General features: G+C 63.8%; 21 protein-coding genes. 9 read left to right on the forward strand and 12 right to left on the reverse strand.

The genetic code is table 11. From position 1 onward, the window contains the following. Window positions 1-53 precede the first annotated feature (53 nt). The 3 genes from WN982_RS11785 to mltG form a co-directional block, all read right to left on the reverse strand. The gene (locus WN982_RS11785) at window positions 54-1,097 is read right to left on the reverse strand and encodes a DNA polymerase III subunit delta' (protein ID WP_341312191.1); all 1,044 of its coding nucleotides are present in this window, start codon (window positions 1,095-1,097) and stop codon (window positions 54-56) included. Between the two features lie 95 nt (window positions 1,098-1,192). Next, entirely contained in the window at window positions 1,193-1,813 is a 621-nt protein-coding gene (gene tmk / locus WN982_RS11790) for a dTMP kinase (protein ID WP_341312192.1), read from the reverse strand. Next, entirely contained in the window at window positions 1,813-2,823 is a 1,011-nt protein-coding gene (gene mltG, locus WN982_RS11795; RefSeq protein WP_341312193.1) for an endolytic transglycosylase MltG, read from the reverse strand. Before mltG ends, tmk begins: the two co-directional genes overlap by 1 nt. 78 nt (window positions 2,824-2,901) lie before the next feature. Between mltG and WN982_RS11800 the strand changes: the two genes are divergently transcribed. After that, a complete protein-coding gene (locus tag WN982_RS11800; protein WP_341312194.1) occupies window positions 2,902-3,972 on the forward strand; it encodes a folate-binding protein in 1,071 nt (356 codons plus the stop codon). Window positions 3,973-4,056: 84 nt separating this feature from the next. Continuing rightward, window positions 4,057-4,908, forward strand: a complete 852-nt coding sequence (locus WN982_RS11805; protein WP_341312195.1) for an NRDE family protein — start codon at window positions 4,057-4,059, stop codon at window positions 4,906-4,908. A 20-nt stretch (window positions 4,909-4,928) separates the two neighbouring features. Here the strand turns inward: WN982_RS11805 and WN982_RS11810 are convergent, their stop codons facing one another. The 6 genes from WN982_RS11810 to WN982_RS11835 all read right to left on the reverse strand — a co-directional run bounded on the left by WN982_RS11810 (window position 4,929) and on the right by WN982_RS11835 (window position 10,561). Further along, window positions 4,929-5,888: an alpha/beta hydrolase gene (locus tag WN982_RS11810; RefSeq protein WP_341312196.1), complete on the reverse strand. Its 960-nt coding sequence runs from the start codon at window positions 5,886-5,888 to the stop codon at window positions 4,929-4,931. 65 nt (window positions 5,889-5,953) lie between these two features. After that, window positions 5,954-6,850 (reverse strand): SDR family oxidoreductase, encoded by an 897-nt coding sequence (locus WN982_RS11815; protein ID WP_341312197.1) that lies wholly within the window; start codon window positions 6,848-6,850, stop codon window positions 5,954-5,956. Between the two features lie 99 nt (window positions 6,851-6,949). Then, complete coding sequence (locus tag WN982_RS11820; RefSeq protein WP_341312198.1) at window positions 6,950-7,948, reverse strand: NADP-dependent oxidoreductase; 999 nt, start codon at window positions 7,946-7,948, stop codon at window positions 6,950-6,952. 125 nt (window positions 7,949-8,073) lie between these two features. Beyond that, the gene (locus WN982_RS11825) at window positions 8,074-8,559 is read right to left on the reverse strand and encodes a PaaI family thioesterase (RefSeq protein ID WP_341312199.1); all 486 of its coding nucleotides are present in this window, start codon (window positions 8,557-8,559) and stop codon (window positions 8,074-8,076) included. A gap of 9 nt (window positions 8,560-8,568) precedes the next feature. Further along, window positions 8,569-8,871, reverse strand: coding sequence for a Dabb family protein (locus WN982_RS11830; protein ID WP_341312200.1), 303 nt, complete (start codon window positions 8,869-8,871; stop codon window positions 8,569-8,571). Between the two features lie 193 nt (window positions 8,872-9,064). Further along, entirely contained in the window at window positions 9,065-10,561 is a 1,497-nt protein-coding gene (locus WN982_RS11835) for a PLP-dependent aminotransferase family protein (protein WP_341312201.1), read from the reverse strand. Window positions 10,562-10,739: 178 nt separating this feature from the next. On the opposite strand from WN982_RS11835, the gene WN982_RS11840 reads away from it, so the two are divergent. After that, window positions 10,740-11,111 carry a hypothetical protein gene (locus tag WN982_RS11840; RefSeq protein ID WP_341312202.1) on the forward strand — a complete coding sequence of 124 codons (372 nt, stop codon included), beginning with the start codon at window positions 10,740-10,742 and terminating at the stop codon, window positions 11,109-11,111. Window positions 11,112-11,181: 70 nt separating this feature from the next. Next, window positions 11,182-11,685 (forward strand): LEA type 2 family protein, encoded by a 504-nt coding sequence (locus WN982_RS11845; protein ID WP_341315778.1) that lies wholly within the window; start codon window positions 11,182-11,184, stop codon window positions 11,683-11,685. Between the two features lie 111 nt (window positions 11,686-11,796). On the opposite strand, the gene WN982_RS11850 is transcribed toward WN982_RS11845, so the two are convergent. The 3 genes from WN982_RS11850 to WN982_RS11860 all read right to left on the reverse strand — a co-directional run bounded on the left by WN982_RS11850 (window position 11,797) and on the right by WN982_RS11860 (window position 17,200). Then, a complete protein-coding gene (locus WN982_RS11850; protein WP_341312203.1) occupies window positions 11,797-12,975 on the reverse strand; it encodes an acetyl-CoA C-acyltransferase in 1,179 nt (392 codons plus the stop codon). Between the two features lie 307 nt (window positions 12,976-13,282). Then, window positions 13,283-15,367, reverse strand: a complete 2,085-nt coding sequence (locus tag WN982_RS11855) for a 3-hydroxyacyl-CoA dehydrogenase NAD-binding domain-containing protein (protein WP_341312204.1) — start codon at window positions 15,365-15,367, stop codon at window positions 13,283-13,285. A gap of 156 nt (window positions 15,368-15,523) precedes the next feature. Further along, window positions 15,524-17,200 (reverse strand): 3-(methylthio)propionyl-CoA ligase, encoded by a 1,677-nt coding sequence (locus tag WN982_RS11860; protein WP_341312205.1) that lies wholly within the window; start codon window positions 17,198-17,200, stop codon window positions 15,524-15,526. Between the two features lie 176 nt (window positions 17,201-17,376). Here WN982_RS11860 and WN982_RS11865 point away from each other — a divergent pair, with 176 nt between their 5' ends. The 5 genes from WN982_RS11865 (at window position 17,377) to WN982_RS11885 (ending at window position 21,292) form a co-directional block, all read left to right on the forward strand. Beyond that, window positions 17,377-18,933: a protein adenylyltransferase SelO family protein gene (locus tag WN982_RS11865; RefSeq protein WP_341312206.1), complete on the forward strand. Its 1,557-nt coding sequence runs from the start codon at window positions 17,377-17,379 to the stop codon at window positions 18,931-18,933. Between the two features lie 59 nt (window positions 18,934-18,992). Further along, entirely contained in the window at window positions 18,993-19,415 is a 423-nt protein-coding gene (gene msrB, locus WN982_RS11870; RefSeq protein ID WP_341312207.1) for a peptide-methionine (R)-S-oxide reductase MsrB, read from the forward strand. A gap of 239 nt (window positions 19,416-19,654) precedes the next feature. After that, window positions 19,655-20,185 (forward strand): septation protein A, encoded by a 531-nt coding sequence (locus WN982_RS11875; protein ID WP_341312208.1) that lies wholly within the window; start codon window positions 19,655-19,657, stop codon window positions 20,183-20,185. Between the two features lies 1 nt (window position 20,186). After that, window positions 20,187-20,501 (forward strand): BolA family protein, encoded by a 315-nt coding sequence (locus tag WN982_RS11880; protein ID WP_341312209.1) that lies wholly within the window; start codon window positions 20,187-20,189, stop codon window positions 20,499-20,501. 11 nt (window positions 20,502-20,512) lie between these two features. Next, a complete protein-coding gene (locus tag WN982_RS11885) occupies window positions 20,513-21,292 on the forward strand; it encodes a peptidylprolyl isomerase (protein ID WP_341312210.1) in 780 nt (259 codons plus the stop codon). Window positions 21,293-21,397: the final 105 nt, after the last annotated feature.

Here is a 21,397-nt window from a genome sequence, read left to right on the forward strand (position 1 = left end):
AAACACCGGGCCGGCCAGGCGAAGCGGCGCGCCACCAAGGCCGGGCGGCAAAATCAGCAGGCTTGCGCGAATAGCTCGCGATAGCCGATAAACAGTTCTTCGAACACCAGCCGCGCGTTCAGCGGATGGTTCTCCACGGCGCGCTGGCGCGTCACGGTTCGCATGAAACGCGCGAACGCGCTGGCGTCGGCCTGCGACGCGCAGCGCGTCAACGCCGCCGATGCCTGCGGAAAATAGCGCGGCGCGCCGGCCGTGCGCTGCGCCAGCAAGTCGTACATCCAGCGTTGCAGCCAGCCGAGCACCAGCGGCACCGGCAGCTTCTGCAGCGTCTCGCCGCAGGCGAAGGCGTCGCAATCCGGACCGGCGGCCAGTTGCTTCAGGGTCCAGTCGCGCAGCGCGCGGTTCTCGTCGCTGGCGAGCGCGAGCGCGGTGAGCGGCGCGCCGCCGGCTTCGGCCAGCAACGCGGGGGCTTCGGCCACGCCTTGCGCGGCCAGCCACTGGGCCGCGACGTCCGGGGCGGGCGTGGTCATCGGCCATTGGCGGCAGCGGCTGATGATGGTCGGCAGCAAGCGGTCGATGCGCGCCGATACCATCAGAAACACGACGCCCGCCGGCGGTTCTTCCAGCGTTTTCAAAAGCGCATTGGCCGCCGCGATGTTCAGCCCTTCGGCCGGATACAGCACGACCACGCGCGCGCCGCCGCGATGCGACCCAACGCCGACGAAATCGAGCAAGCCACGGATCTGCTCGATCTTGATTTCCTTGCTGGGCGCGCGGGTTTTCTTGCCTTCGTCGGCGTCGGCTTTGTCGGCTTTTTCGTCGGCATTGTTGGCGAGGCCCGCTTCGGCGGCCAGCGCTTCGGGCACGACGATCCGATAGTCCGGATGATTGCCTTGCGTGAACCAGTTGCATGCCACACAGGCGCCGCACGGTTCGCCATTGGCCTGCTGTGCCTCGCACAGGAGACCCTGCGCCAGATGCTGGGCAAAGCGCAGCTTGCCGATGCCAGCCTGCCCATGCAGCAACAAGGCGTGCGGCCAGTGACCGCGCAACTGTTGCAGGCGATTCCAGTCATCGGCTTGCCACGGATACATCATCGTTTCTCTTTTTAATTCAATCGGTTGACGGCGCTTGATGAGACATTACACAAATGACTGGCGCCGTTATAATGCAGAATTATATTAATTTAAAATCAAAGACTTGCAATCAATTCTTCAAGCTGCTTCTGAATGCGCGCGATGCTCTGCGAAGAGTCAATGATAGCGAACCGGTACGGCGCTTCTTCCGCGCGGCGCAGGTACTCAGTGCGGGTGCGGTTAAAAAACGCCTCGGATTCGTTCTCGAACCGATCCGGGTCGCGCGCCGCGCTGCGCCGTTCGCTGGCGATCTCGGGCGGCAGGTCGAACAATACGGTCAGATCCGGCTGAAAACCGCCCTGCACCCACCGCTCCAGCGTTTCGAGCTTGTCGCGCGGCAGGCCGCGGCCGCCGCCCTGATAGGCGAAAGTCGCGTCGGTGAAACGGTCGGACAGCACCCAGTCGCCGCGCGCCAAGGCCGGCTCGATCACATCTGCCAGATGCTGGCGGCGCAGCGCGAACATCAGCAAGGCCTCGGTTTCGAGGTCCATCTTCTGATGCAGCACGATTTCGCGGATCTGCTCGCCGAGCGGCGTGCCGCCCGGTTCGCGCGTCATGACGACCGAGCGGCCGCCGGCCGCGACTTTCTGTTCGAGGCGCTCGCGGAACCAGGCAAGATGGGTGGTCTTGCCGGCACCGTCGATGCCCTCAAACGTGATGAATTTGCCCCGCGCCATCATTGCCCTCGAATGTATTTGTCCACGGCCTTGTTGTGATCGCCGAGGGTGTCGGAAAAGATACTGCTGCCGTCGCCGCGCGATACGAAGTACAGCGCGGTCGTTTGCGCCGGGTTCAGCGCAGCCTGCAGCGACGCGACACCGGGCAGCGAGATGGGCGTCGGCGGCAGACCCATCCGGGTGTAGGTATTGTAGGGAGTGTCGGTCTGCAGGTCTTTCTTCCTGATCCGGCCGGTGTAGCTCTCGCCCATCCCGTAGATCACGGTCGGATCGGTTTGCAGCGGCATGCCCACCCGCAGACGGTTCGCGAACACCGCCGCGACCATCGGCCGGTCCGACTTCTTGCCGGTTTCCTTTTCGATGATCGACGCCATCGTCAACGCATCGTACGGCGTCTTGTACGGCAGATTGGCCGCGCGCGCGGTCCATGCTTCGTCCAGCCGCAGGCGCATCAGGCGATAAGCGCGGCGGTATACGTCGAGATCGCTGGTGTTCTTGTCGAACAGATACGTGTCCGGAAAAAACAACCCCTCGCCGTTGCCGATCGACGCTTCCGGCGCCCCGATCGCGTTCATCAGATCGGCGTCGCTCATGCCGGCCGTGTCGTGCTTGAGCGCGGGATTGGCGTCCAGTTCGGCGCGCATGCGCTTGAAGGTCCAGCCTTCGATAATCGTCGCGACGTATTCGTTAACATCGCCGCGGGCGATCTTTTGCAGCACTTCATAGGGCGTCACGCCCGTCTTGAACTCGTAGTTGCCGGATTTCAGTTCGCTCTGCAACCCGAGCAGCCGCGTCATCATGACGAACAGTTCCGGCTCGACCGGCACGCCGCCGCGGTTAAGTTGCGTCGTGACGCTGCGCAGGCTGCTATGCGGTTTGACGGTGACATCGAGTTGCGCGGGGGTCAAATCCAGCGGGCTGTTGGCCCAGTGATATCCGCCGGCAATGGCGGCGGCGGCCAGCACAACGACGATTGAGCCGGCGACGAGACATTTCTTCAGGAGGGACATGCGAAACGTGGCTGGGGTGAAGCCCATATAATACTTGCTTGCCTTAGCTAAAGTCAGAATTGACTGTTCTCCGAATCCATGAACACACCGCTCGCTACCGCTTCAGGCACCACCTCAGGCACTGTTGCCACGGCACCTTCTTCACCTGCCGGGCTCCCTGCGCTGCCGCGCCCGGCGTCCGATGAATTCGACGCCGTGGCCCAACAAGGCGCCTACATGCCGCTCACGCAGTTCGGCGTGATCGACGTCACCGGCGACGATGCGGCGAGCTTCCTGCACAGCCAGCTCACCAACGACACCCAGCATCTCGATGCCGCCAACGCCCGCCTCGCCGGCTACTGCTCGGCCAAGGGCCGTCTGCTGGCGTCGTTCCTGACGTGGCGCAGCGGCGAGACGATCCGCCTGCTGGTGTCGAAAGACGTGCATGCCGCGGTGCAGAAACGGCTGTCGATGTTCGTGCTGCGCGCCAAGGCCAAACTCGTGGATGCGAGCGGCGAACTGGCAGTGGTCGGCCTCGCGGGCGACGTGCGCCGCGCGCTCTCGAATGTATTCGACGCGCTGCCGGACGGCGTGCATGTGCAGGTGGACGGTGCGGCGGGTTCGCTGATTCGCGTGCCCGATGCGCTCGACCGGTTGCGTTATCTGTGGATCGGGCCGAAGGCCGAGATCGAGGCGCGCCTGCCCTTGCTCGATGGCAAGCTCAAGCGCGTATCGCCGGCGGTGTGGGATTGGCTCGACATTCGCGCGGGCGAACCGCGCATCACGCAACCGGTGGTCGAGCAGTTCGTGCCGCAAATGGTCAATTTCGACGTGCTCGGCGCGGTAAATTTCCGCAAAGGCTGCTATCCGGGCCAGGAAGTGGTCGCGCGTAGCCAGTATCGCGGCACGATCAAGCGGCGCACGTCGCTCGCGAACGTGGCGGGCGAACTGGACACGGTCAGGGCAGGCGCGGAACTTTTCCACTCGGACGATCCGGGCCAGCCGTGCGGCATGGTGGTGAACGCGGCGTCGGCGCCGGAAGGTGGCATCGATGTGCTGGTGGAGATCAAGCTCGCCGCGCTGGAAAACGGCTCGGTGCATCTTGGCGCGGCCGATGGCCCGGGGTTGAGGTTCCTCGCGTTGCCGTATGGGTTGCCGACTGAGGTTTGATCTGCTGGACTGAAGCGGCGCGACTTCGCGCCGCTTTCTCCCCACGTTTGCACGCCATTCCATTCCCACCGGGAGACCCACCCGATGTGCCTGATCGTCTTCGACTGGCGACCTGACGAGGCCGACGGCCCGCTCTTCACGCTCGCCGCGAATCGCGACGAATTCTTTCGCCGCACGGCGGAACCGATCAACTGGTGGCATGACGCGCCGACCGTGCTGGCCGGCCGCGATCTGGTGGGCGGCGGCACCTGGCTGGGGATGTCGCGCGACGGCCGTTTCGCCGCGCTGACCAACTACCGCGCGCCACATGAAATGCGCGCCGATGCGCCGACCCGCGGCACGCTCGTCAGCGCCTGGCTCAGCGGCCCGGCCAACGGAATCAGCGGAATCAACGGAACGCACGCCACCCCGCTCGAATATCTGCAACACGTCGCGCAAACCGGCGACATGTACAACGGCTTCAACCTGCTGATCGGCGACTGGACGCGCCGCGAACTCGGCTGGTATTGCAACCGCTCGGATATCGCGCCAATGCTGCTTGCGCCCGGCACGCACGGCATCTCGAACGCGGTGCTCGATACCGCCTGGCCGAAGCTGGTCAACAAGCGCGCGGAATTGGGCGCCCTGCTCGCGCGCGACCCGATGCCGCCGCTCGAACGCCTGATCGATCTGTTGCGCGATCCGCGCCTCGCCCGCGACGACGAATTGCCGGCCACCGGCATTCCGCTCGAACGCGAACGGGCGCTGTCGGCGGCGTTTATCGAGACGCCGGAGTACGGCACGCGCGGCACCACCGCGTTGCGGGTGGTCGCGCATGGCGACGTGGTCAGCGTAGCGGTCGCCGAGCGCAGCGACGACAACGGCTCGCACCGGATCGTGCGGCCCGGCGACTTCGAGCGCAGCTTCGCGTTCAACGTCGAACGCGCGATCGCCTGAAGCCTGACGCTTAAGAGAAATTAGTCGACGCCGAATGCCGCGCGCAATGCCGCCGCGGCGTCCGCATGCGCCTGCGCGACGTCGGGCACGAAGCCGCCCATCTTGAAGAACTCGTGGATCATGCCCTGGTACCGTTTGAGCGTCACCTCGTTGCCCGCCGCGCGCAATTTCTCCGCGTATGCATCGCCTTCGTCGCTTAAAGGATCGTATTCGGCGGTCGCGATCCACGCCGGCGCGAGGCTGCTGAAATCGGGCGCGCCGCGCTTGCCGTCGAGCGGCGCGAAACGCCAGTCGTCGCGATCGCCGGTGTCGCGCACGTATTGCTCGAAGAACCATTGGATCGTATCGCCCGACAGCAGGAAGCCGTCGGCGAGGCGCGAGTGCGAATCGGTTTGCTGATAAGCAGTCGTGCCTGGATAGATCAGCAATTGCAGCGCAAGCTCGATGCCGGCGTCGCGCGCCAGCACCGCGCAGACCGTTGCCAGCGTACCGCCCGCACTATCGCCGCCGACAGCCAGCCGCCCGGCATCCACGCCGTATTCCGCGGCGTGCGCGTGCAGCCAGGTCAGTGCATCGAAGGCGTCTTCAACCGCAGTGGGGAATTTGTACTCCGGCGCGAGCCGGTAATCGACCGACAGCACCGCGCAGCGACCGTCGCGTGCGAACATCCGGCACAGCGCATCGTGCGTATCGACGCTGCCGACCGTGAAGCCGCCGCCGTGAAAATAGACCAGCGCCGGCGCAGGCTCGGCCCAACTCGGCTCGACAGGGTGATAATGGCGCACGCGAATCGTCGCGCCGTCGCGCGTCGGCACTTGCAGGTCTTCGAGCGCGAACATCGGCGCGCTCGCGATCTCCAGGATCGGCGCGCTTTTTTCGTAGGCGGCGCGTGCCTGTTGCGCAGTCAGTTCGTGATACTGCGGGCGCTTGGCGCGCGCGATCATGTCGAGCACCTGCTCGAGCTTCGGATTCAGCGGCATTGTGCGTCAGGCGGCGCGGGTGCGCCGAGGGTTAGCGGGAAGAGCGCCGTATGATGCCATGAGCGCTAGGGTCTGTTCACCTCGGGCTTCAGCGACAGTGGATCGGTGGGATTGCGCTGCTGTTCGATGTCCTCGTGACGCAGCTTCACCGTCTCCATGATGCCTGGATGCGTGACGATGTAGAAACGCCGCGTCTTGATCGCCTCGAACGTGAGCGCGGCGACGTCGGCCGCCGTCAGCTTGCCCGATTGCACCGCGCGTTGCAGTTGCTTGCCGGCGGCGATTTGCGAGCGCGTCGGCGCGGTGTCGTTGCGCAGTGCCTCGGGCCGCGCGCGCTCCGCATTGGCGATGCCGGTCGGCACGAAGGCCGGACACAGCAGCGAACAACCGACCTCGCCACCCGCTGCCGCTTGTGCCGATTTTGCCGCTTGTGCCAGTTGCAGGTCGTGATAGAGCGTCTCCGTCAGCGACACAACGGCATGTTTCGACGCGTTGTAAACGCCCATCGCGGGCGGCGACAACAAGCCGGCCACCGACGCCGTATTGACGATATGCGCCGGCTCGTTCTGCCGCAACATGATCGGCGTGAAGACGCGCACGCCGTGCGCGACGCCCATCACGTTGACGCCGAACACCCAGGCCCAGTCGTTCGCCGAGCTTTCCCACAGGAAGCCGCCCGAGCCCACGCCTGCATTGTTGAAGAGCAGATGAACCTTGCCGAAGGCGTCGAGCGCCGCTTGCGCGAGCGCTTCGACCTGGGTGACGTTGGACACGTCGGTGGGCACGCCGAGCACTTGCGCGCCGCCGGCGCGCAACGCGTCGACGGTTTGCGCGAGCGCGCCGGGATCGACGTCGGCCAGCACGAGCTTCATGCCGAGCGACGCGCCCTTCTCCGCGAACGCACGGCCAAAGCCGCTGGCCGCGCCGGTGATCACCGCCACCTTGCCTTCGAATTCGAACATCGTGTATCTCCTGGGTTGAGCGGTTTTTTCAGCCGTTTTTATCGGCCGTTTTTATCGGCCGTTTTTATCGGCCGTTTATTTCGGCCAGACGCAGATCGCTCAGATCAGCTTGACGAGCTGCTTGCCGAAGTTCTTACCCTTCAGCAGACCGATGAACGCCTCCGGCGCCTGGTCGAGCCCTTGCGCGATGGTCTCGCGATACTGCAGCTTCTTCTGCGCGACCAGCGTGCCGAGTTGCGTGAGCGCTTCGGGCCACACTTCCATATGCTCGCTGACGATGAACCCTTGCACCAGCAAACGCTGCGTGAGCATCAACGACGGATGCTTGAGCGGCATCGGCTGGCCGTCGTAACCCGCGATGAACCCGCACAGCGCGATGCGGCCGAATGCGTTCATCCGGGCAAGCGTCACGTCGAGCACTTCGCCGCCGACGTTCTCGAAGTAGCCGTCAACGCCATTCGGCGTCACCGCTTTCAGGTCCTGATACAGATTGCCGGCCTTGTAATCGACGCAGGCATCGAAGCCGAGCGTCTCGACCACATAGCGGCACTTGTCCGCGCCGCCCGCAATGCCGACCGCGCGCGCGCCGGCCAGCTTCGCCAGTTGCCCGACCACGCTACCCACCGCGCCGCTCGCCGCGCTGACCACCACCGTCTCGCCGGCCTTCGGCGCGATGATCCTGTTCAGGCCGTACCAGGCGGTGACGCCAGGCATGCCGACCGGACCGAGATACGCCGACAGCGGCACGTGCGTGTCGTCGACTTTCTGCACGCCCGCCCCGTTCGAGGTGCCGTACTCCTGCCAGCCGAACATCGCGACGACCTTGTCGCCGACCGCGAACTTCGGATTTTTCGACTCGACCACTTCGCCCACCGTCCCGCCGATCATCACTTCGTTCAGCGGCTGCGGCGCCGCGTACGACTTGCTGTCATTCATCCGGCCGCGCATGTACGGATCGAGCGAGAGGTAATGATTGCGCACGCGGAATTCGCCATCGGCGAGCGGTGCGAGCGGCGTTTCGACCAGCTTGAAGTTGTCGGGCGTAACAGCGCCTTGCGGACGCGAAGCCAGCACGAATTGACGGTTGATCTGGGGCATGACGAGCGTCTCCATGAGTCGATGTTGTGAACAGCGGATGATGCGAACGGCAAATGCTGCGAACAGCATCTGCGAAGGCAAGGACGGCGCGCGCGGCTCTCGACACGCGCGCCGTCCACGGGAAATCAGCCGTCGCTTGGGCCGGGTTTGGCAGACGGGTCGCTGCGCAGTCGCTGTTGCGTCACGTCGCGGCCCACGGCGAGGCGCCGCATGTATTTGAAGGTGCCGAGCGCTTTGGCGACGAAATGGTCTTCGCTATCGCGGATCTCGCCTTCGCAATAGGCCATCGTGGTGGAGCGGTGCAGCACGCGGCCGGTGGCGCGCAACTCGCCGCGGCCCGGCTGCATGAAGTTGACCTTCATCTCGACGGTGACCACGCCGATGCCGTCGCCGGCCAGACTGCGCGCGGCCATCGCGAGCGCGACGTCGGCCAGCGTCATCGTCACGCCGCCATGCGCGACGTTCCACGTGTTCATGTGATCCGGCTCGAGTGGCAGCACGACTTCGCTGACGCCGTCGGCAGCCGACACGAGCTGCACGCCAAGCCGGTCGACGAACGGGCTCTCGGGCAGCGCCGCGCTGCTCGCTTTAGATGAGGGCGAATCGGTCATTGCGCTGCGTCAGATTTCGTAATCGACACACTGACGCGCTTCACGCACGGCGCCGACGAAGCCCTTGAGCGCTTCATGCGTCGGATGAACCTGATACGCGTCGAGCGCGGCTTTGTCGGTGAAATCGGAGATCAGCACGATGTCGTAGGTCGATTCGAGGCCCGGCTGGGCAATGCCGACTTCGAGCTTCAGGATGCCCGGCACGATGTCGCGGCAGCCTTCGAGCTTTTCTTTCAGCTTCAGCGCGTTTTCCGCGCGGGTTGCGCCCTCTGCGGTTTCTTTGAGCTTCCACATCACAATATGACGGATCACGGGGTCACCTTCTTCGATTCAATTCGTTGGGCTGGAACTTTGCGTCAGCGCTCGACGTTTTTTCACGTGTCGCGCGAAAGTCCGCAGGTTTTGCACTGCTCAAACGTGCGCCGAATGCTGCGCGCGCAGTAGGAAATGATAACCGGTATGGCGTTTGCCCATGCGCGGGCGCCGCGCTCGCAGGTCGGTCAGATCACGTTGCATGCGTCACCATCCGCGCAGCCAAATGCCCTAGCCGACGCACCGCTTCGTCAGCCAGATCGAGGTCCGCGCTCGGACAACTCAAGCGGATGAAATGATCGAAGCGCCCTGCGTTCGAAAACACCGTCCCCGGCATGACGCGTATGCCTTCATCCAGAGCCGCATCGAAATAAACCGCGGACGACACTTCAGTCGGCAACTCGATCCAGAAAAACATCCCACCGCCAGGCGGCGTAAATCGCGTTCCCTCCGGAAACGATGCAGCGATAGCCGCCGCCATCCGTTCGCGCTGAATCCGCAGACGGTCGCGCAAACGCCGCAGATGCCGTTCATACGCGTTCGTTTCGAGAAACTCGGCGAGCACGACTTGCGACAACTGCTCGTTATGGCGCGACTGCGCGAACTTCAGCATGCCGATGCGCGGATGCCAGCGTCCGCCATTGATCCAGCCGACTCGCATCCCCGGCGCCAGCGTCTTGTTGAAAGACGTGCAATGGATCACCGTGCCGTCGGTGTCCCACGCCTTTAACGATTTGGGCGGCTGCGCAGTGTCGGCGAGTTCGCGATACGGATCGTCTTCGATCAGCGGGATGCCGGCGCGCGCGCACAGCTCGACGAGCCGCGCCTTGTGTGCATCGGGCATCACGCTGCCGAGCGGGTTTTGCAGATTCGGCACGACCACTACGGCCTTGATGTCGGGATGCGTTTGCAGCGCGAATGCCAGGGCTTCAACAGCGAGGCCCGTGGTCGGACTCGCCGGGATTTCCAGCGCGCGCAAACCGAGGCTTTCGAGCGCCTGAAGCAAGCCGAAAAAACACGGCGACTCGACCGCGACGGTGTCGCCCGGCTGCGTCACCGCGCGCAACGCGAGGTTCACGGCTTCGATGCCGCCGTGGGTCATGATCACGTCGTCGGCGCCGATCTGGATGCCGACCTCGAGCGCCCGGCGCGCGATGATCGCGCGCAACGCCGGATCGCCCTGGTCGTGGCCGGCGGCGGTCAGCAAGGTTGGGCGGCGGCGTAGTGCGCGCAGTGCCGCTTTCTGCAACGCGTCGGTGGGATAGAGATCGGGCGAAGCGGTGGCGCCGCCGAGATTCAAGGCGTCGGGATAGCGCTGGAATTTCGAAACGATCGCCGAGATAGCCGAGTGGATGCCGACGAACTGCGCGGCACCGGGCGCAACCGCGAGGTCGGGCTCGCTCGCCGCGGGCAAGGCTGCCGTCAGACGGGCGCGCACGAAATAACCGGCACGCGGGCGGGCGTCGATCAACGCGTCGCGTTCCAGCGCGCGATAGCTCTCGGTCGCCGTCGACAGGCTCACGCCGTGCCGCTGCATGAATGCGCGCATCGACGGCATGCGGTCGCCCGGGCGCAGCACGCCGTTATCGATCGCGCGACGGTATTGGTCAGCCAGTTGGCGGTACAGGGGGCGGCCGTGCGGCGACGGGCAGTCTTGCGGCGCTTCAGCCGCCAGGATCGAAGGGGTCATGAGCCGATGGTGCTGACTGTTCGCGCGCTGCAACAGATACACATCACCGCGATTGCGACCGATACAGCGCGCGAAAAGCTTCGGCTGTACCGGTTCACATTGTCGATGGCTGCGGCTGTTTTCACGTCGATGGACTCCATAAGCTTGATGGCATGAAAACGGTTTAAAGGAATCGATCATGCTTGCCAGCCAACCCCACGCCTCTTTGCCTCACCGTGCCGCCAGTTCACGCCTTCACCCCGGTCAGGTCACCGCGCTCGACCTGCGCACGCAAACCTCGATCGTGGCCGTTGAAGGCAATCTGCAAATCGCCTTTCGCGATTATTCGCTGGCTTGGCTAGGCGACGCCGTCATGCCTGCGTGGATCACAGTGCCTGAAGGCGCGCAATATGTCACGCCACAGCGCGGCTTCGTGTCGATCAGCGCAGCGCATGCACGCGCGGCGGTATTCCTTGTCCAACAACTGCGGCCCGAAAACAATGGCCTCATCCGTCAAGCCGCGCGCCATCTGTCCAGCCTTGTCAGAATCCTGCTGCGCAGCCCGGCTTAACCCTGCTCTTCGGCCGCAAAACCGGCCGGTACAATGCATGACCCAACCCGCTTCCTTCGAGGTGCCGGTCATGCCCTTCTTTCGCGCGCTGCTGTCCGGCCGGTCCACGCGGCTGGCCGCGATCATCGCCTTCGCCGCGCTGACGCTCAACGGCTGCGCCGGCCTGTTCGGCGGCGACCCGCTGCGCGTGAACGTGGCAGGCATCGAACCGATCGACAGCCAGGGCCTTGAGATGCGCTTTAACGTCAAGCTGCGCGTCCAGAATCCCAACGAATCCGCCGTCACCTATAACGGCGTCTCGCTCGACCTCGAACTGAACGGCAAGCCGTTCGCAAGCGGCGTCACCGATCAGAGCGGCACCGTGCCGCGCTTCGGCGAAACCGTGGTCGACGTGCCGCTGACGGTGCCCGCCTTCGCTGCCGTTCGCCAGGCCTTCGCGTTCGCCGGCGCCGCGCAATCCGGGCAGATTCCGTACGTCCTGCGGGGCCGGCTCGCCGGCGGTTTCACAGGCGGCACGCGTTTTGTCGACCAGGGTACGCTGAGCCTGCCGGCGCCCGGTATGGCTTTGCCTTGATTCAGACGATCCACGCTCGCAGATAAAAAACGGGTGGCGCGAATTCAACACCTGTACGTCAACTCGCACCGAACCACACGACACCCGCTTTCCACCGCATAACAAGCCGAATCAAACCACTTCGAACAAACCCGCCGCGCCCTGCCCGCCGCCGATACACATCGTCACGACGACCAGCTTCGCGCCGCGCCGCTTGCCTTCGATCAGCGCATGGCCGGTCAAACGCGCGCCCGACACGCCATACGGATGGCCCACCGCAATCGCGCCGCCGTTCACGTTCAGACGGTCGTGCGGAATACCGAGCTTGTCCGCGCAATACAGCACCTGCACCGCGAACGCTTCGTTCAATTCCCACAGGTCGATGTCCTCGACCTTCAGGCCGGCTTGCCTGAGCAACTTCGGCACCGCGAACACCGGGCCGATACCCATCTCGTCCGGTTCGCAACCGGCCACCGCGAAGCCGCGGAAAATGCCGAGCGGCTGCAAACCTTCGCGTTCGGCAATCTTCGCGTTCATCACGACGCAAGCCGACGCACCGTCCGAGAACTGGCTCGCATTACCCGCGGTGATCACGCCGCCCGGCATCGCGGTGCGAATCTTCGACACGCCTTCGAGCGTCGTGTCGGCGCGGATGCCTTCGTCGGCGCGGACCGTCACTTCCTTCGTGAAGAGGCGCCCGCTGGCTTTGTCGGCGACACCGGCGAGCACTGTCAGCGGCACGATCTCGTCCTTGAACATGCCGGCTTCGAGCGCGGCCGCGGCGCGCTGTTGCGAGCGCACGCCGTATTCGTCCTGACGCTCCTTCGAGATCGAGTAGCGCTTCGCGACGTTCTCGGCCGTCTGCAACATCGACCAGTAGATTTCCGGCTTGTTCTTGCTGAGCCAGCCTTCGGCCACCATGTGGCGGTTCATCTCGTTCTGCACGCACGAGATCGACTCCACGCCGCCCGCGACGAACACGTCGCCTTCACCGGCGATCACGCGTTGCGCGGCCAGCGCGATCGTCTGCAAACCGGACGAGCAGAAACGGTTCACCGTCATGCCCGGCACGCTGACCGGCAAACCGGCGCGCAGTGCGATCTGGCGCGCGATGTTCATGCCCGTCGCGCCTTCCGGATTCGCGCAGCCCATGATCATGTCTTCGACGCGGGCCGGGTCGAGCTTCGCGCGCTCGACGGCGGCTTGCGTCACATGTCCGCCGAGCGTTGCGCCGTGCGTCATGTTGAAACCGCCGCGCCATGATTTGGCGAGACCCGTACGGGCGGTCGATACGATTACGGCGTCAGTCATGCAAGTCTCCTGTGTCGACCAGAGTTAGCGCTTTAGCGCTTACTCCGGTCCCATGCAATACGTTGCGGTCGACCAGAGTTAGCGCTTTAGCGCTTACTCCGGTCCCATGCAATACGTTGCGGTCGACCAGAGTTAGCGCTTTAGCGCTTACTCCGGTCCCATGCAATACGTTGCGGTCGACCAGAGTTAGCGCTTTAGCGCTTACTCTGGTCCCATACAAGTTGGTTGTTGCTTCCAGATGTCGATGGTGGCGCGCCGGCGGATCGCTCAACCGCGCCATCCCAACTCATTTCACTCAAGCGGCGGGTCAGCCGTTAAACCCACGGCCCTTCGCCGCCAACTCCGCGATGCTCGGCGCGAGCTGCCACGCATCGCCGTTCGGCCGCGACGCGTAGCGGCAAATCGCGCGCTCGACGTTGTAGAGGCCGACCGTATCCGCGTACAGCATCGGGCCGCCGCGATAGAGCGGGAAGCCGTAGCCGGTCAGATAGACCATGTCGATGTCCGATGCCTTCGACGCGATGCCTTCTTCGAGAATCTTCGCGCCTTCGTTCACCAGCGCGAACACCAGCCGTTCGACGATTTCCTCGTCGCTGATCTTGCGGCGCTCGGCGTTGGTTTCCTTCGAAAACGCCGCGATCATCTCGTCGACCGCTTTCGACGGATATGCGGTGCGGTCGCCCGCCTTGTAGTCGTACCAGCCGCCGCCGGTCTTCTGCCCGAAGCGCCCCGTCTCGCACAGACGGTCGGCGATCTTCGAGTAATGCATGTCCGGATGTTCCTGATAGCGGCGCTTGCGGATCGCCCAGCCGATGTCGTTACCGGCCAGATCGCTCATGCGGAACGGCCCCATCGCGAAGCCGAACTTCTCGATCGCTTTATCCACTTGCGCAGGCAGCGCGCCTTCTTCGAGCATGAAGAGCGCCTGACGGATGTACTGCTCGATCATCCGGTTGCCGATGAAGCCGTCACACACGCCCGACACCACCGCGGTTTTCCTGATCTTCTTCGCCAGCTTCATGACGGTGGCGAGCACGTCTTTCGCCGTTTGCTTGCCGCGCACGACTTCGAGCAGCTTCATCACGTTGGCCGGGCTGAAGAAATGCATGCCGACCACGTCTTGCGGACGCGTCGTGAAGGCGGCGATCTTGTCCACGTCCAAAGTCGACGTGTTCGATGCGAGGATCGCGCCGGACTTGGCCACTTCGTCGAGACGCCTGAACACTTGCTCTTTCACGCCGAGTTCTTCGAACACGGCTTCGACGATCAGATCGGCGTTCTTGAGGTCGTCGTAAGAAAGCGTCGGCGTGATCAGTGCCATGCGTTGTTCGAGCGCTTCGGGCTTGAGCTTGCCCTTCTTGACGGTGGCTTCGTAGTTCTTGCGGATCGTAGCGAGGCCGCGATCGAGCGCTTCCTGTTTCGTTTCAAGCAGCGTGACCGGAATGCCCGCGTTGATGAAGTTCATCGCGATGCCGCCGCCCATCGTGCCGGCGCCGATCACGGCCACCTGTTCGATGTCACGCACCGGCGTATCGGACGGCACATCGGGAATCTTGCTCGCCGCACGTTCGCCGAAAAACGCATGACGCAGCGCGTGGCTTTCCGGCGTCTGCACGAGCGCGATAAAGCATTCGCGTTCGAACGCGAGGCCCTTGTCGAAACCGTTCTGGACGCCCGCTTCGACCGCGTCGATACACTTGTGCGGCGCCGGGAAATTCTTCGCCATCGCCGCTACGCTATTGCGCGCGAACTGGATGAAACCGGCTGCATTCGGATGCTCAATCTTGCGGTCGCGCACCTTGGGATGCGGGCCTTCTTTCGTGCCGACCTTGCGGGCAAACGCGAGCGCGGCTTCGGCCAGATCGCCTTCCACGACTGCGTCGAACAGGCCCGAGTCGGCCAGCTTCTCCGACATCACCGGCGTACCGGAGACGATCATGTTGAGCGCGGCTTCGAGGCCGATTGCGCGCGGCAGACGCTGCGTGCCGCCCGCGCCCGGCAGGATGCCGAGCTTCACTTCCGGCAGCGCGATCTGCGCGCCGGGTGCGGCGATCCGGTAATGCGCGCCAAGCGCCAGTTCGAGGCCGCCGCCCATCGCGACGCTGTGAATCGCCGCGACCACCGGCTTCGCGCTGCCTTCGACGGTCTTGATGACCGTGGCGAGCGTCGGCTCCTGAGTGGCTTTAGGCGTATTGAATTCGGTGATGTCGGCGCCGCCCGAGAAGGCTTTGCCCGCGCCCGTCAGCACGATCGCCTTGATGGCCTGATCGTTCTGCGCGCGCTCGATTCCTTCGACGATGCCGGCTCGCGTCGACAGACCGAGCCCGTTCACGGGAGGATTGTTCAGCGTGATGACGGCCACGCCGTCATGGGTTGTGTAGTCCACTGCCATCTGCCTGTCTCCATGCGATGAGGCGGCACATGACGCGCCGCCCGTCCCAGTTCACCGAGCCGAAGAGTGAATCAATTCGTGAGCCGACTCATTCTCCGACTTTCCCCGGGGTCAGCAGGCAGAATACACAAAAAAGCACGCTCGTTCAATTTATCGTTAGACGGGGTTTCCCCTGGCAACGGGACAGTTTTTTTCGTCTTCGAGTGCGGACGGCAGCACGTGATCGCGGAAGGTGTCGCGCAGCTTGAGTTTTTGCAGCTTGCCGGTGGCCGTGTGCGGCAGTTCGTCGACGAACGCGACGTCGTCGGGAATCCACCATTTGGCGACCTTGCCGTCGTAGAACGCAAGCAGTTCTTCGCGCGTCACGTCGAAACCCGGCCGCTTGACGACCACCAGCAGCGGCCGCTCGGTCCATTTCGGATGCGCGCAGGCGATGCACGCCGCTTCGGCCACCGCCGGATGCGCGATCGCGACGTTCTCGATATCGATCGAGCTGATCCACTCGCCGCCAGACTTGATCACGTCTTTCGAGCGATCCGTGATGTGCAGGAAACTGTCGCGGTCGATGGTGGCGACGTCGCCGGTCGGGAACCAGCCGTCCACCAGCGGCGAGTCGTCCGTGCGGAAATACCGGTCGATCACCCACGGGCCGCGCACGTGCAGATCGCCGAACGCAACGCCGTCCCACGGCAGGTCGCGCCCATCGGCGCCGACGATTTTCATATCGACGCCGTAGATCGCATGGCCCTGCTTTTCACGCAATTTGCGCTGCTCGTCCGGCGAGCGCTGGCTCTGCTCCCACGTCAGTTTCGACAAGGTGCCGAGCGGCGACATTTCTGTCATGCCCCATGCATGAATCACTTCGACGCCGTATTCGTCCTGGAACGCGCGCAGCATCGCCGGCGGACATGCGGAGCCGCCTATCACCGTGCGGTTCAGCGACGAGAAACGCACGCCTGCTTCGCGCAGGTAGTTCAGCAAGCCGAGCCACACCGTCGGCACGCCGGCCGAATACGTGACGCGTTCGTTTTCCATCAGTTCGTACAGCGATTTGCCGTCGAGATCCTTGCCCGGAAACACCAGCTTCGCGCCGGTCAGCGGCGCGGCATGCGGAATGCCCCATGCGTTCACATGAAACATCGGCACGACGGGCAACACGGAATCGCGCGCGGACAGACCCATCGCGTCGGGCAGTGACGCGCCGAGCGCATGCAGCACGGTCGAGCGATGCGAATACAGCGCGCCCTTTGGATTGCCGGTGGTGCCGGACGTATAGCAAAGGTACGACGCCTGGCGTTCGTCGAGCGGCGGCCATGCGTAGTTGCCGTCCTGCGCGGTGACGTGCGCCTCGTAGCTGAGCACGGGCGTTTGCATCTTCGGCAGATGCGCTTCGTCGGCAAGTGCGATCCACCCGCGCACTTTCGGACACTGCGGCGCGAGACAATCGACGAGCGGTGCGAACGTGGTATCGAACAGCACGTACGCGTCGCCCGCATGATTGACGATGTAGGCGATCTGGTCGGGAAAAAGGCGCGGATTGATCGTGTGGCACACGGCGCCGAAGCCGGTGACGCCGTAATACGCTTCAAGGTGCCGGTAGCCGTTCCAGGCCAGCGTGGCGACCCGCTCGCCGGGCTCGACGCCCAGCGCGATCAGCGCCTGCGCCAGTTGCTTCGCGCGCTTTTCGCAGTCGCGGTAGGTGTAGCGATGCACGTCGCCTTCGATACGCCGCGACACGATTTCGGTGTCGCCGAAATGCCGCGCGGCATGCGCGAGCAACGAGGACACGGTGAGCGGCACGTCCATCATCTGGCCAAGCAGCGGCGTCGTCATAAAGAGAGGTCTCCTCGCCTTGTTTTCGTCAATGGGCGTTGCGATGGGGTGGCGTTTCGTGTGCCGCGCGGGCTTTGGCGGGAGGCGCCCAGTACGCGGGAGGCGTCGGGCAAACGGCCTGCCAGCAGCGCCGCGGGCGCGGACTTACAATATCGGTTAATCCAGAGGCGCTCAATATGTCGTTTTCCCCAAGCATTGCAGGGTTATCCGTGCCTTTATCGGCTCTTTCCGACGCTCTTGCCACCTCGCCCGAAGGCGCGTTTGCGCGGCTCGGCAGCACGTTTCTGACACGGCTGCCCGCGGCGCCGCTCAATGCGCCGTACATAGTCGGCTTCTCCGAAGAGACGGCCGCGTTGCTTGGTTTAGCACCCGGGCTCCAGCATGATCCCGGTTTCGCCGAACTCTTCTCCGGCAACGCCACGCGCGAGTGGCCGGCGCACGCGTTGCCGTACGCATCGGTGTATTCGGGCCATCAGTTCGGGGTGTGGGCCGGCCAGCTCGGCGACGGCCGCGCGCTCAGTCTCGGCGAAGTCGAGCACGACGGCCAACGCTTCGAGCTGCAGCTCAAAGGCGCCGGCCGCACGCCCTATTCGCGCATGGGCGACGGCCGCGCGGTGCTGCGCTCGTCGATTCGCGAATATCTGTGTTCCGAGGCAATGCATCACCTCGGCATTCCAACCACCCGCGCGCTGTGCGTGATCGGCTCCGACCAGCCGGTGCGGCGCGAGGAAATCGAAACCGCGGCGGTCGTCACGCGTGTGGCGCCGAGCTTCGTGCGCTTCGGGCACTTCGAACACTTCTATTCGAACGATCGCGTCGATGCACTCCGTGCACTTGCCGATCACGTGATCGAGCGTTTCTATCCGCATTGCCGTGAAGCCGACGATCCGTATCTCGCGCTGCTGAACGAAGCGGTGTTGTCGACCGCCGATCTGACGGTCGAATGGCAGGCAGTCGGCTTCTGTCATGGCGTGATGAACACCGACAACATGTCGATCCTCGGTCTCACGATCGACTACGGCCCGTTCGGTTTCATGGACGGCTTCGACGCCGGCTACATCTGCAATCACTCGGACTCGCAGGGCCGCTACGCGTACCGGATGCAACCGCAGATCGCGTACTGGAATCTCTTTTGCCTCGCGCAAGGCCTGCTGCCGCTGCTCGGCGAAAAACACGAGGAAAGCGTACGCGGCGAGAAGGCCATCGAAGATGCGCAACGTGTGCTCGGTGGCTTCAAGGAACGCTTCGCACCGGCGCTGGAGCGTCGTATGCGCGCGAAGCTCGGCCTCGAGATCGAGCGCGAAGGCGACGATGCTCTGGTCAATCGCCTGTTCGAAGTCATGCACGCAAACCGGGCCGATTTCACGCTGACGTTCCGCAATCTGGCGCGTATTTCGAAACACGACGCGAGCGGCGACGCGCCGACGCGTGACCTGTTCCTCGACCGCGCCGCGTTTGATACGTGGGTGAACGACTACCGCGCGCGCCTGTCCGAAGAAACACGCGACGACGCCGCGCGCGTCATTGCAATGAACCGTGTGAACCCCAAATTCGTACTTCGCAATCACCTGGCGGAAACGGCGATCCGCCGCGCGAAAGAGAAAGATTTCTCCGAAGTGGAGCGTTTGGCGGCGGTGCTGCGCCGTCCATTCGACGAGCAGCCGGAACACGAGGCGTATGCGGGACTGCCGCCGGACTGGGCCAGCTCGCTGGAAGTCAGTTGCTCTTCGTGAAGCGCCACTGCAAGTCGTAAGCACGCCCCAAAAACAAACCCGAGACAGGAACCCCGACCATGAACAACCCCGACGACCTCAAGACCGACGCCCCTGCCGTACAAAAGGACGACGCCGAATGGCGCAAGCAACTGTCGGACATCGAATATCAGGTGACGCGCCACGCGGCCACCGAGCGGCCGTTCACCGGCCGCTACCACGACCACTGGGATCGCGGTATTTACGACTGCGTGTGTTGCGGCACGCCGCTGTTCGAATCGGACACCAAATTCGACGCCGGTTGCGGCTGGCCGAGCTACTTCAAGCCGATCAACGGCGAAGTGATCGCCGAGAAAACCGACCGCTCGCACGGCATGCTGCGCATCGAGGTGCAGTGCAAGAATTGCGGCGCGCATCTGGGCCACGTGTTCGAAGACGGACCGGCGCCAACCGGTCTGCGCTACTGCATCAATTCGGCTGCGTTACAATTCGAGCCCAAGTAACGCAGCGCGGAGTCCGGCGCGTTGCCGGCCGGCGTATGCCCGTTTGTCATCAAGCGCCCGCCGGCCGCGACACCCTTCATCCGGCTTGCGAAGCGGACAATCCGGCGCCGGCAGTCGCGGCACGAACGGCTAGCGCCGCGTACCGGCCGCCGCGCCGGGTTCAACCCGCCAATCGTCGCCGGCGCCGCGCATAGCGCCTTTCAATTCCCCGACTCACTCTCCGAATCCCCGACCAGATAATGAAATTCCTGTTCGATCTGTTCCCGATCATCCTGTTCTTCGTCACCTTCAAGGTATGGGGCATTTTCACGGCGACGGCAGTGGCGATCGTCGCCACGCTGGTGCAGATCGCCTGGGTGGCGTTCCGCCACCGCAAAGTCGATCCGATGCTGTGGGTCAGCCTCGGCGTCGTCACGGTGTTCGGCGGCGCAACGCTCGTGCTGCACAACGACACCTTCATCAAATGGAAGCCGACGGTGCTGTACTGGGCGTTCTCGGTCGCGCTGATCGTCTCGCAGCTGGCGTTCAACAAGAACCTGATCGAAGCGATGATGGGCAAGCAGATCACGCTGCCGCACGCGATCTGGGGCAAGCTGAATATCGTCTGGGCGATATTCTTCGTGCTGCTCGGGCTCGTCAATCTGTTCGTCGCGTACAACTACACGACCGACCAATGGGTCAATTTCAAGCTGTTCGGCGCGACGGGGTGCCTCGTGGTGTTCATCGTCGGACAGAGTTTGTGGTTGTCCAGGTATATGAAGGAAGAATGACATGACGAGCGATGTGTTTATGCACGCCACCACCGCCGAGCGCGCCGCGCTGATCGAAGCGCGTCTCACAGCTGCGCTTGCGCCGGTCACGTCGATCCAGATCACCGACGATAGCGCGCAGCATGCGGGCCACGCCGGCGCGTCCGCCGGCGGTCATTTCAGTGTCACGATTGTGGCCGCCGCATTCGCCGGTAAGGCCCGCGTAGCGCGGCATCGCATGGTGTATGATGCGCTGGCCGATGCCATGCAGCGCGGCATTCACGCCCTTGCAATCACGGCGTATACGCCCGAAGAATTCGCTTTGTTGCCCCGCTAGGAAAATTTTCGATGACCTTGAAGAAAACCCGCCTTTGGGTATTGCTGGCTGCGTTCGCGGCCGCACCTGCATTCGCACAGAACATCGCCGTCGTGAACGGTACGCCGATTCCGAAAGCGCGCGCCGATGCGCTGATCGATCAACTGGTTCATCAAGGCCAGCAAAACACGCCGCAACTGCAGATGGCCGTACGCGAAGAGCTGGTGAACCGCGAAATCCTGATGCAGGAAGCGCTGCGCCGCGGCCTGCCGAATCGTCCGGACATCAAGGCGCAAATCGCCGTCGCACAACAAACCGTCGTGCTGCGCGCGCTGATCGAAGACTTTGTCAAGAACAACCAGCCGAGCGACGCCGAAGTGACCGCGCGTTACAACGCACTGGTCAAGGATGCGGGCGGCAAGGAATATCACCTGCACCACATCCTCGTCGACAACGAACAGCAAGCCAAGGATCTGATCGTCAAGATCAAGGGCGGCGCGAGCTTCGAGGATCTCGCCAAGCAGTTCTCGAAGGACCCGGGATCGGGCAAGAACGGCGGCGACCTGGACTGGTCGGACCCGAAGGCTTACGTGCCTGAATTCGCGGACGCGGCCACGCATCTGCAGAAAGGCCGGATGACCGACACGCCGGTGCATACGCAATTCGGCTGGCACATCATCCGTGTCGACGACGTGCGCAACACCACGCCGCCGCCGCTCGAGCAAGTGCGTCCGCAGATCGTGCAGCAGATCCAGCAGGAAAAGCTGCAAGCGTTCGAAGAAGGTCTGCGTAAGAACGCGAAGATTCAGTAAGCGGCTCTTTTACCTGCCGCTTGAGCACGAAAAAGCCGCCCAGGGGCGGCTTTTTCGTTTCTGCGGTTCGGCTTTCGCTTCGAAGGCCCCCGCGCAATGCAGCCG

Source organism: Paraburkholderia sp. IMGN_8 (assembly GCF_038050405.1).
Taxonomy (GTDB): Bacteria; Pseudomonadota; Gammaproteobacteria; order Burkholderiales; family Burkholderiaceae; genus Paraburkholderia.

Excerpts from the sequence above, each read along its gene's own strand:
- WN982_RS11850 (WP_341312203.1), bottom strand. The coding sequence starts at position 12,975 with ATGACTGACGCCGTAATCGTATCGACCGCCCGTACGGGTCTCGCCAAA.
- WN982_RS11810 (WP_341312196.1), bottom strand. The coding sequence starts at position 5,888 with ATGCCGCTGAATCCGAAGCTCGAGCAGGTGCTCGACATGATCGCGCGC.
- WN982_RS11875 (WP_341312208.1), top strand. The coding sequence starts at position 19,655 with ATGAAATTCCTGTTCGATCTGTTCCCGATCATCCTGTTCTTCGTCACC.
- WN982_RS11785 (WP_341312191.1), bottom strand. The coding sequence starts at position 1,097 with ATGATGTATCCGTGGCAAGCCGATGACTGGAATCGCCTGCAACAGTTG.
- WN982_RS11805 (WP_341312195.1), top strand. The coding sequence starts at position 4,057 with ATGTGCCTGATCGTCTTCGACTGGCGACCTGACGAGGCCGACGGCCCG.
- WN982_RS11815 (WP_341312197.1), bottom strand. The coding sequence starts at position 6,850 with ATGTTCGAATTCGAAGGCAAGGTGGCGGTGATCACCGGCGCGGCCAGC.
- WN982_RS11880 (WP_341312209.1), top strand. The coding sequence starts at position 20,187 with ATGACGAGCGATGTGTTTATGCACGCCACCACCGCCGAGCGCGCCGCG.
- WN982_RS11840 (WP_341312202.1), top strand. The coding sequence starts at position 10,740 with ATGCTTGCCAGCCAACCCCACGCCTCTTTGCCTCACCGTGCCGCCAGT.
- mltG (WP_341312193.1), bottom strand. The coding sequence starts at position 2,823 with ATGTCCCTCCTGAAGAAATGTCTCGTCGCCGGCTCAATCGTCGTTGTG.
- msrB (WP_341312207.1), top strand. The coding sequence starts at position 18,993 with ATGAACAACCCCGACGACCTCAAGACCGACGCCCCTGCCGTACAAAAG.
- WN982_RS11835 (WP_341312201.1), bottom strand. The coding sequence starts at position 10,561 with ATGACCCCTTCGATCCTGGCGGCTGAAGCGCCGCAAGACTGCCCGTCG.
- WN982_RS11820 (WP_341312198.1), bottom strand. The coding sequence starts at position 7,948 with ATGCCCCAGATCAACCGTCAATTCGTGCTGGCTTCGCGTCCGCAAGGC.
- tmk (WP_341312192.1), bottom strand. The coding sequence starts at position 1,813 with ATGGCGCGGGGCAAATTCATCACGTTTGAGGGCATCGACGGTGCCGGC.
- WN982_RS11855 (WP_341312204.1), bottom strand. The coding sequence starts at position 15,367 with ATGGCAGTGGACTACACAACCCATGACGGCGTGGCCGTCATCACGCTG.
- WN982_RS11865 (WP_341312206.1), top strand. The coding sequence starts at position 17,377 with ATGTCGTTTTCCCCAAGCATTGCAGGGTTATCCGTGCCTTTATCGGCT.
- WN982_RS11885 (WP_341312210.1), top strand. The coding sequence starts at position 20,513 with ATGACCTTGAAGAAAACCCGCCTTTGGGTATTGCTGGCTGCGTTCGCG.
- WN982_RS11860 (WP_341312205.1), bottom strand. The coding sequence starts at position 17,200 with ATGACGACGCCGCTGCTTGGCCAGATGATGGACGTGCCGCTCACCGTG.
- WN982_RS11800 (WP_341312194.1), top strand. The coding sequence starts at position 2,902 with ATGAACACACCGCTCGCTACCGCTTCAGGCACCACCTCAGGCACTGTT.
- WN982_RS11845 (WP_341315778.1), top strand. The coding sequence starts at position 11,182 with ATGCCCTTCTTTCGCGCGCTGCTGTCCGGCCGGTCCACGCGGCTGGCC.
- WN982_RS11825 (WP_341312199.1), bottom strand. The coding sequence starts at position 8,559 with ATGACCGATTCGCCCTCATCTAAAGCGAGCAGCGCGGCGCTGCCCGAG.